Here is an 8,663-nt window from a genome sequence, read left to right on the forward strand (position 1 = left end):
CACAGGCGTGCTGCCCGTCCGTCTCGGCCGGGCCACCCGGGCGGTGGAGTTTGCCGAACAGACCGGCAAGGAGTACCTGGCCGGCCTGCGGCTGGGCCTTGTCACCGACACCCAGGACGTCACCGGCCGGGTGCTGGAGGAGCGCCCCGTGACATGCGCTCCGGCGGAGGTGGAGGCCGCCCTGGCCGCCTTCCGGGGGGAGATCCTCCAGGTGCCCCCCATGTACTCCGCGGTGAAGATCGGCGGGAAAAAGCTCTATGAGCTGGCCCGGAAGGGCCGGGAGGTGGAGCGGAAGCCCCGCCCCGTCACCATCCATGCCCTGGAGTTGCTGGAGCGGACCGGAGCGGGGGACTACCTTCTGCGGGTGCGCTGCTCCAAGGGGACCTATGTCCGCACCCTCTGCCACGACGTGGGGGCGGCGCTGGGCTGCGGCGGGACCCTCAGCGCGCTCCGGCGCACCGAGGCCGCCGGCTTCGGTCTGGACCGAGCGGTGCGGCTGGAGGACGTGCAGGCGGCGGCGGACCGGGGGGAGGCGGAGCGCCTCCTCCTGCCGGTGGACGCCTACTTCCGGGACCACCCCGCCCTGACGGTGGGGCTCCGGGAGGAGAGGGCCGCCCGGAACGGCGCCGCCTTTCCCTGGCGGGGGGCGGACGGGACCTATCGGGTCTACGGCCCGGCGGGCGATTTTCTGCTCCTGGGAGAACTGGAGCGGGGGCGGATGCGTACCGTGAAGAGCTTTTACGAGGTGTGAGCGGCGCCACAGAGAAGATAAAGCGAGGAATCAGCTTGAACGAGAGAAAACGAGTCATTGCCCTGGGCTTTTTTGACGGCGTGCACAAGGGCCACGGAGCCCTGTTGAGCAGGGTTCGGGACCGGGCGGAGGAGCTGGGGGCGGCGCCCACCGCCTTCACCTTCGACGCCCACCCCTCCAGCCGGATCACCGGGGCGGTCACGCCGCTCATCAATTCCGCCGCGGACCGGGCCGACCTGATGCGGCGGCTGTACGGGATACAGGACGTCATCGTGGCCCACTTTGACAGCATGATGCGCATGGATTGGCGGGCCTTCGTCGCCGAGTATCTGGTGCAGGAGCACGGAGCCGTCCATGTGGTGGCTGGGCACGACTTCCACTTCGGCTACAAGGGGGAGGGCAATCCCCAGCGCCTGGAAGGGCTGTGCCGGGAGCTGGGTGTGGGCTGCGACATCATCCCCAAGGTGGAGCGGGAGGGGATCACCGTCTCCTCCACCTATATCCGCACCCTCATCGCCCAGGGGGAGATGGAGCGGGCCATGGAGTTTCTGGGACACCCCCATGTGCTCACCGACCGGGTGACCCACGGAAAGAAGCTGGGCACCACGCTGGGCTTCCCCACCGTGAACCTCCGCTTTCCGGAGGGGGTGCTGGTGCCCGCCCACGGGGTGTACGTCACCCGTGTGTGGTTCGGGGACGGCTCCAGCCGCCCGGCGGTCACCAATATCGGGGTGCGCCCCACGGTGGACGACGGGAACAGGGTCAACGTGGAGGGCTATATCCTGGACTTCTCGGGCGACCTCTACGGACAGACCATCCGGATGGAGTTTTACAAAAAGCTGCGGGGAGAGCGGAAATTCCCCAGCCTGGAGGCCCTGCGGGCCGAAGTCATGAAAAACGCGGAGGAGACGAGGAAATATTTTGGGCCTTGATGGACCGATAGGGGGGCATAAGATGATCCGATACAAATCGATGTACCGACTGATCCTCTTGTATGCGGCGGCGCTGATGGCGGCGGCGCTGATCTTTGACGACCCGGCGAATATCCTGCCCGGGCTGTGGAAGATCGTCACCATGCAGGACGTGCTCATCACCGACTACGTGCAGATCGCCGGGCCAGGCGCGGCCTTTGTCAACGCCGGGCTGGTCACGGCAGCCAGCGTACTGCTCCTCTACGTCGCAAAGGACCCGCTCAACGGCTTCACCATCACCGAGATCGGGCTGATGTCCGGCTTCGCCCTCTTCGGGAAAAATATTTTCAATATCTGGCCCATCATCCTGGGGACATGGCTCTATGCCAAGCTTCAAAAGGAGCCCTTTTCCAAATACGCGGCGGTGGCCCTCCTGGCCACGGCCCTCTCGCCGCTGGTGAGCTATATGACCTTCGGCAGCCGCCATGCCCACCCCCTACTGGGCCTGCTGATCGGCATCGGCATCGGGATGGTCCTGCCGCCGCTGTCGGCCTATACATATAAAGTACAGAACGGCATGAACCTCTATAATATGGGCTTTGCCTGCGGCCTGCTGGCCATGATGCTGGTGCCCGTGCTGGAGGCGGTGGGGGACGCGCCGGACAGCGCCTTTTTCTGGGCCACCGGCAACAACGGGCGCTTCGCGCCCCTGATGGTGGTCCTCTGCTTGGCGTTTCTTCTGTGCGGCTTTTTCCTCACAGGCAAGCCGGCCTGGGCGGTCTGGGCGGGCTACCGCCGCCTTCTCACCAGCACCGGACGCGCCCCCAGCGACTACCTGCGTATGCTGGGCGCCGGTCCCGTTCTGGTGAACATGGGGGTGAACGGCCTGGTGTGCACCGGCTACATCCTCTTGGTGGGTGGGGACCTGAATGGCCCCACTCTGGGCGGCATCCTCACCGTGATCGGCTTTTCGGCCTACGGCAAACACGTTCGGAACATCCTGCCCATCATCGGGGGTGTGATGCTGGGCGGTGCGTTCATGCACTTCAATCTCAACGACCCCTCCGTGCAGTTGGCCGCCCTCTTCGGCACCACGCTGGCCCCCTTTGCCGGGGTGTTCGGCTGGCCGGCCGGCGTTGTGGCCGGGTTTCTCCACTCGGCGGTGGTCCTCCAGGCCGGGTCGGTGCTGGCGGGGGTCAACCTCTATAACAACGGCTATTCCGGCGGGCTCATCGCTATCGTGCTGTTCCCCACCGTCATGGCCATCTTCCGCCACAGGAAGCCGGAGCTCACCCCCCGGGACCTCTTCGAAGTGTTCCAGGAGGACAAACCGGCCCCCATGGAGCGGGACCTCACCCCGGAGGAACGGGAGCCGGAGGGGGAGCCCTTCCCCGCCCTGCGGGAGGAGGAGGCCTACGAAAATTGCGGCCCCTCCGAGCGATAAAAGAAAGACTTTTCGGCGGCCGTTTTGGCGCCGGCGCGTCGCCGGTCACGCCTGGCGGCGGTCCACCCGCACCACCAGGGCGGTGCGGTCGTCGTCGGCGGTCTCCCCCTCGCCGGGGGAGACCAGGGTCCGGGCCAGATCCTTGGGGCTCTCCCCGTTGAAGGCGGAGAGGGCGGCGCGCAGCCACTGGTCGTCCCTGCGGTCGGTCACGCCGTCGCTCACCAGCACCACCACGTCTCCGGGCTCCAACTGCAGGCGGCTCACGTCGGGGGCCGCCCGCTCCCCGGTGGAGAGGCCCGCGGGGAGGGCACAGCCCGTCACCCGGCTCACCGAGCCGCCACGGCGGATATAGGTGGGCGCCGCCCCGAACTTGTAGAGGGCGCCCTCGCCGGTGAAGAGGTCCAGCCGCAGCAGGTCCACGGTGGTGAAGCCGCCCTCCTCCTCGTTGCGGAGGGCCAGGGCGGAGTTGAGGGTCTTGAGGGCGGACTCCGGGTCCACGCCCGCTTTCAGAAAACGCTCCAGCAGGCGGATGGCCAACTTGCTCTCCCGGCTGGCCGCCACGCCGCTGCCCATGCCGTCGCACAGGAGAATGTAGAGCATGCCGCTGTCGGTCTTGAAGAGCGCGCCCGCGTCCCCGCTCACGGTCTCGCCGTCCTTTTGCCGGGCGGCCACGCCCATGACGGCCTGGAAGGGTTCGGCCTGGGTAAAGACCAGCCGCTCCAGCTCGCCGGCCTCCCCCTCCTCCGGCTCCCGCAGGGCCAAGCCCAGCAGGTCGGAGAGGGCGGCGCGCTCCCGGTCCGTCCGCAGGGACGAGAGGTCCGGGCCCTCGATCTCGGCCCGGAGATGGCCGGCCTCGTCGTAGTAGACCCAGGCTTCGGCCTCCAGGGCCAGGGCGGTGAGGTGCTGGCGCAGCCGCTTCTCCCGCGTCGGGTCGGGGGTGAGCTCGGCGGAGAGCTCCGCCGCAGCGGCGCCCAGCAGGGCGGAGAGCTCCCCGTACTGGCGGCACACCGCCGAGCGGTTCTCCTGCAGGCGGCTCTTATACTGCCTCCGGCACAGGACGGCGGTGAGCTCCTCGTTGGCGGCCGCTAGGAAGGCGGGGAAGTGGAGGCACCGGGTGGAAAAGTGCTGGGGGAAGTCCCCCGGCTCCCCGCGGCCCCGGTCCGTCATGGCGGGCAGGGCGTCGTTGAGGGCATTGAAGGTGGTGGTGTAGTCCCGCTGCCAGCAGGCGTCCCGCAGGGCGCAGCGGCGGCACACCTTGTCCGCCGCCCGGTCAAAAATGGCGGACATGTCCCCGTCATTGGGGCCGGGGCGGCGGAAAGCGCCCTTCATGGTCTCGTAGAGCTCCCGGAAAGCACCGGCCGTCTCCCGCAGGCGTTCCCGCACATAGGCGGCGGCCCGGTCCCCGGTGTCATCCCCCCGCTCCTGGGAGAGGCGGGCGGCGGCCTTCCGCAGCAGCCGGTCCGGCAGCAGTAGGAAGAGGACCGAGGCGGAAAAGACCTCATAGAGGAGGGAGAGGCGGAGCCCGCCGTCCCAGGCCCACAGGACGGTGACGGCGTTGGAGAGGACGTAGGCCACGGCGCAGGCCGTCTTGCTCTGGCCTTTGAACACGCCGGTCATGAGCCCGGCGAAGCCATAGGCCACCGTGCAGGAAAAGACGCTCTCGCCGGCGGCCAGATCCATGCAGATGCCCGCGGCCACACCCACCGCCGCACCCACTCCCAGTCCCCCCTGGGAGGCGCACACCATCACCGCCAGGGCGGCGAGCACCCGCCCGGCGGAGAGGGACTCGCCCAGAAGCTGGAGCTGCGCCAGGGAGATGAGCACCGTCCCCCCCAGGATCAGCAGGCTGGTGAGCTGTCGGGGGGTGAGGCCCCCGTCCTCCCGGGGATTGGTCCAAGGGGAGAAGGCGATGCGGTAAAAGTAGACGCCCGCCGCCGTCAGCAGCAGCTCGGTGGCGAAAAAAATAACGGTGGGGGGCGCCCATCCCCCCTTGCCCAGATAGACAAAGCCGGTGGCCCCGCTGAGGAGGGCGCTCACCAGGGGCATGAACCAGCTTTTCCGGTAGAGCCTGATGTCGAAAAAGGCAAAGGATACCGAAAAAATGAGTATGGCCGCCGCTACGTACCGCAGACCCTCGGTCAGCCCCCGGAAGGACAGATAGCCCAGGCAGGCGCCTATCAGGGCGGCAAAGCCGTCCAGGCCTGAGCCCGAGCAGCCCACCATGCTCAGGCCGAAGGGGGCGTATCCCCCAAAGATCTCCGCTCCCGCGAGCACTGCCCCCAGGGAAAACCGGATGGCGCACTCCGCCCCCCGCACCAGCGCGGGCGCCCGGAGCACCACCCGGCCCGTCCGCGTCATCTCCTCCCGCAGCCGGGCCGCTTTTACCTTCAATGCTGTCTTCGCCGCCATGGACGATCTCCTCCTATGTATCTGGTTGTGGAGACAGTATAACCCATAATATGGAAATAACTGGTCGGAACATGGAGGAGAACTGAGGAAAGCCGGAGACTTGCCGGATGGAGTGGAGTATGGTATGATAACAGCAATCGCAACAATCGGAGGGACACCGTGGAGATAGGAACTGTAAAGGTGGCGTCCCGGCTGGCGCTGGCCCCCATGGCAGGTGTGACCGACCTGGGTTTCCGCACCGTCTGCCGGGCGCTGGGCTGCGGCTATACCGTCACCGAGATGGTGAGCGCCAAGGCGCTGTGCTATCAGGACAGGAAATCGGTTCCGCTGCTGAAGCTGGGGGAGGGAGAGCATCCCGCCGCCGCGCAGATCTTCGGCTCCGACCCCAAGTGTATGGAGGAGGCCGCCGCCATCGCGGGGGAGGTCTCCGGCGCGGAGATCATCGATATCAATATGGGCTGCCCAGTGCCCAAGGTGGCCAATTCCGGGGACGGCTCCGGCCTCATGCGGACGCCGGAACTGGCCGTCCGGGTGGCCGAGGCGGTGATCCGCGGCGCAGGCGGCCGGCCCGTCACGGTAAAAATGCGCCTGGGTTGGGACAAGGGCTCCATCAACTGTGTGGAGTTTGCCAGGGCTATGGAGGAGGCGGGCGTCTCCGCCGTGGCCGTCCACGGCCGGCCCCGCGCCCAGCAGTACGCGGGCACCGCCAACTGGGACCAGATCCGGGCGGTAAAGGAGGCCCTCTCCATCCCCGTTCTGGCAAACGGCGATGTGTTCTCGCCCAGGGATGCGGTGCGCATTTTGCAGTACACGGGGGCGGATGCCGCCATGATCGGGCGGGGCGCGTTCGGCAACCCCTGGCTCTTCCGGCAGGCGCGGGCCGCCCTGGAGGGGGAGGAGATCCCGCCCCTGCCGCCGCTTACGGAGCGGTGCGATACGGCCATGGAGCAGTTCCGCATCAACGCCCTCCACAAGGGGGAGAAGATCGCCTGCCTGGAGGCCCGGAAGCAGTACTGCTGGTATCTCAAGGGCGTGCCCTATGCCGGGTACTGGAAAGAGCGGATCTGCCATGTGGAGACCATGGCGGAGCTGGAGGAGATCACCCGGGGCATCAAGCGGGATTTAAATTAAAGGCGGAAAGGCAGAGGACCTGTATGCAGATCGGCGGGTCCCGGGGAAAGGCAGGTGAAGGGGATGCCAACCGAACAGGAGCTGGTGGCGCGGGCCAGGGAGGGCGACGAGCGGGCCTTTGAGCAGCTGGTGGCCGACAATGAAAAGCGGGTCTACAACCTGTGCCGGCGCCTGGCGGGGAACCCGGAGGACGGGGCTGAGCTGGCCCAGGAGGCATTCCTCAACGCCTGGCGGGGCCTGCCCCGGTTCCAGGGGGAGAGCTCCTTTGCCACCTGGATCTACCGGCTGGCCTCCAATGTCTGCATCGACTTTCTTAGAAAGGAGAAACGAAGGCGGAGCCTCTCCATGACCGTCTCCCTGGACGGGGAGGAGGGGGAGCGGCAGGCGGAGCTGCCCGACGAGCGGGACACGCCGGAGCGGCACCTGGAGCGGGCCGAGCTGCGGCGGGCTGTGGCCCGTGGGTTGGACCGGCTCTCCCCCGAGCACAGGCAGGCCCTGGTCCTGCGGGAGCTCCAGGGCCTCAGCTATGCCGAGATCGGCCGGGCCCTGGGGCTGGAGGAGGGGACCGTCAAGTCCCGCATCTCCCGGGCCCGGTTGGCCTTGCGCAAGGAAATGATTTCCCAGGGGAACTTTTTTGACGGGACGTCGTCTACAAAGTGAGAACCGGAGCGTACCGCTTCGTAAACATAGCGCAAAGAAAGAAGAGGATTGCTGTGGAATACACGATATTAGGGGAAAAGCGGGATATCGCGCTGGTCCATACCGACGAGGTGGTCCTGCGGGACGCGGCTTCGGCGCTGGAATTCATGATGTCGGCCCAATATGAGACCGGATGCCGAAAGCTGATTTTGCCCAAGGCCTGCGTGGCGGAGGCGTTTTTTTCCCTGCGTACGGGTCTGGCCGGGGAGATTTTGCAGAAGTTCGTCAATTATCAGATGAGGCTGGCCATTGTGGGAGAGTATGACCACTATACCAGCAAGCCGCTCCAAGACTTTATCCGGGAGAGCAACCGGGGCAGAGAGATCTGTTTTCTGCCCAGTGTGGAAGAGGCTGTGCGCAAGCTGACATAGCACAAGCGAGAGCCCGGGAAGGGTGGAAGAAAAGTGCCCTGCGGGGCGGTCCCAAATGTTGTGGAGAGAGGGGGGAGCCGGATGTGCACCTGTGAAAGAGCGCTGGAGCTCATCAGTATGGGACTGGACGGGGAATGGAAGGAGGAGGAGCGCCAAGAACTGGAGGAGCATCTGGCACACTGCGGGGACTGTCGGGCGCTGGCCCGGGAGTTGGAGGAGGCCCACGTCCTGCTCTCCGAGCTGGAGGAAGAGGAGGTACCGGAGGGCTTTCGGGCCGCGGTGATGGACCGTGTGCGGGCGGAAAAGACCGTCCCCTTCCCCCAACACACGCCTGCCGGGCGGCGGACACGGCCCTGGAAGCGGTGGGCCTCCCTGGCGGCGGTCTTTGCCGTGGTGCTGCTGGGGGCGCGGGCGCTGCCCAGCGTCCTGGGCGGCGGGAGCAGCGGCGCCTCTTCCGCCCCTGCCGCTGCGGATATGGCCGCACCCGCCGATGCCGCCCCAACGGAGGAAGGCGCGGCCGCCGGAGGCGCGCCGGCGATACAGAGCTTTTCAGCGCAGGCGCCCCAATCGGATGCCGCGGTACAGAAGAACGGCATCAGGGCCCCGGAGGTCCAGGACCGCAGCGTGGAACCCATACAGGAGGCTGCCCCGGCGGAGACCGAGGAGAACACTGGCGCAGAGCAGATCCCGTTGACCGAGGAGGAGCGGCGGACCCTCACCGAGACGTGCGCCGCCTGGCTCTCCACCTCCGGCTTGGAGCAGGCGGAGGAGATCGACACCTCCCGGATGTCCGCCGTACCCGCCGCGGAGGCGGATCTGGAGGCGGCGGTGTGGCTTCCTGAGGTCCGTGTGCCCGGAGACGGCTGCTGGAAGGTCACACTGGGCGGGAGCGAGGCCTGCGCCGTCCTTTTGTGGGACCCGGCGGCCGGGGCCGTCCTGGGGTGGCT

8 protein-coding genes are annotated in these 8,663 nt (G+C 67.2%); 7 read left to right on the forward strand and 1 reads right to left on the reverse strand.

Features of this window, described 5'->3' with window-relative positions:
* The 3 genes from truB to ABUA09_RS17630 form a co-directional block, all read left to right on the forward strand.
* Positions 1 to 751 (forward strand): tRNA pseudouridine(55) synthase TruB (truB, locus tag ABUA09_RS17620; RefSeq protein ID WP_349949586.1); only part of this gene is annotated, 751 nt, incomplete at its 5' end.
* Between the two features lie 35 nt (positions 752 to 786).
* A complete protein-coding gene (gene ribF, locus ABUA09_RS17625; protein ID WP_033116211.1) occupies positions 787 to 1,683 on the forward strand; it encodes a riboflavin biosynthesis protein RibF in 897 nt (298 codons plus the stop codon).
* A 22-nt stretch (positions 1,684 to 1,705) separates the two neighbouring features.
* Complete coding sequence (locus ABUA09_RS17630) at positions 1,706 to 3,106, forward strand: DUF1576 domain-containing protein (RefSeq protein ID WP_349949587.1); 1,401 nt, start codon at positions 1,706 to 1,708, stop codon at positions 3,104 to 3,106.
* Positions 3,107 to 3,151: 45 nt separating this feature from the next.
* On the opposite strand, the gene ABUA09_RS17635 is transcribed toward ABUA09_RS17630, so the two are convergent.
* On the reverse strand, positions 3,152 to 5,515 hold the full coding sequence (locus ABUA09_RS17635) for a SpoIIE family protein phosphatase (protein WP_195608468.1): 2,364 nt from the start codon (positions 5,513 to 5,515) through the stop codon (positions 3,152 to 3,154).
* A 159-nt stretch (positions 5,516 to 5,674) separates the two neighbouring features.
* Between ABUA09_RS17635 and dusB the strand changes: the two genes are divergently transcribed.
* The 4 genes from dusB to ABUA09_RS17655 all read left to right on the forward strand — a co-directional run.
* Complete coding sequence (gene dusB, locus ABUA09_RS17640) at positions 5,675 to 6,646, forward strand: tRNA dihydrouridine synthase DusB (protein WP_349949588.1); 972 nt, start codon at positions 5,675 to 5,677, stop codon at positions 6,644 to 6,646.
* A 63-nt stretch (positions 6,647 to 6,709) separates the two neighbouring features.
* Positions 6,710 to 7,306: an RNA polymerase sigma factor gene (locus ABUA09_RS17645; RefSeq protein WP_033116201.1), complete on the forward strand. Its 597-nt coding sequence runs from the start codon at positions 6,710 to 6,712 to the stop codon at positions 7,304 to 7,306.
* 53 nt (positions 7,307 to 7,359) lie between these two features.
* Positions 7,360 to 7,716, forward strand: a complete 357-nt coding sequence (locus ABUA09_RS17650; RefSeq protein ID WP_033116202.1) for a DUF4180 domain-containing protein — start codon at positions 7,360 to 7,362, stop codon at positions 7,714 to 7,716.
* Positions 7,717 to 7,797: 81 nt separating this feature from the next.
* On the forward strand, positions 7,798 to 8,663 hold an 866-nt coding region (locus tag ABUA09_RS17655; protein ID WP_349949589.1), incomplete at its 3' end, for a zf-HC2 domain-containing protein.

This window comes from Intestinimonas sp. RTP31139st1_F5_RTP31139_211217 (assembly GCF_040226735.1).
Lineage (GTDB): Bacteria > Bacillota > Clostridia > Oscillospirales > Oscillospiraceae > Intestinimonas > Intestinimonas butyriciproducens.

Coding starts and splice junctions, on each gene's coding strand:
- ABUA09_RS17630 (WP_349949587.1), top strand. CDS start 1,706: ATGATCCGATACAAATCGATGTACCGACTGATCCTCTTGTATGCGGCG.
- ABUA09_RS17635 (WP_195608468.1), bottom strand. CDS start 5,515: ATGGCGGCGAAGACAGCATTGAAGGTAAAAGCGGCCCGGCTGCGGGAG.
- ABUA09_RS17645 (WP_033116201.1), top strand. CDS start 6,710: ATGCCAACCGAACAGGAGCTGGTGGCGCGGGCCAGGGAGGGCGACGAG.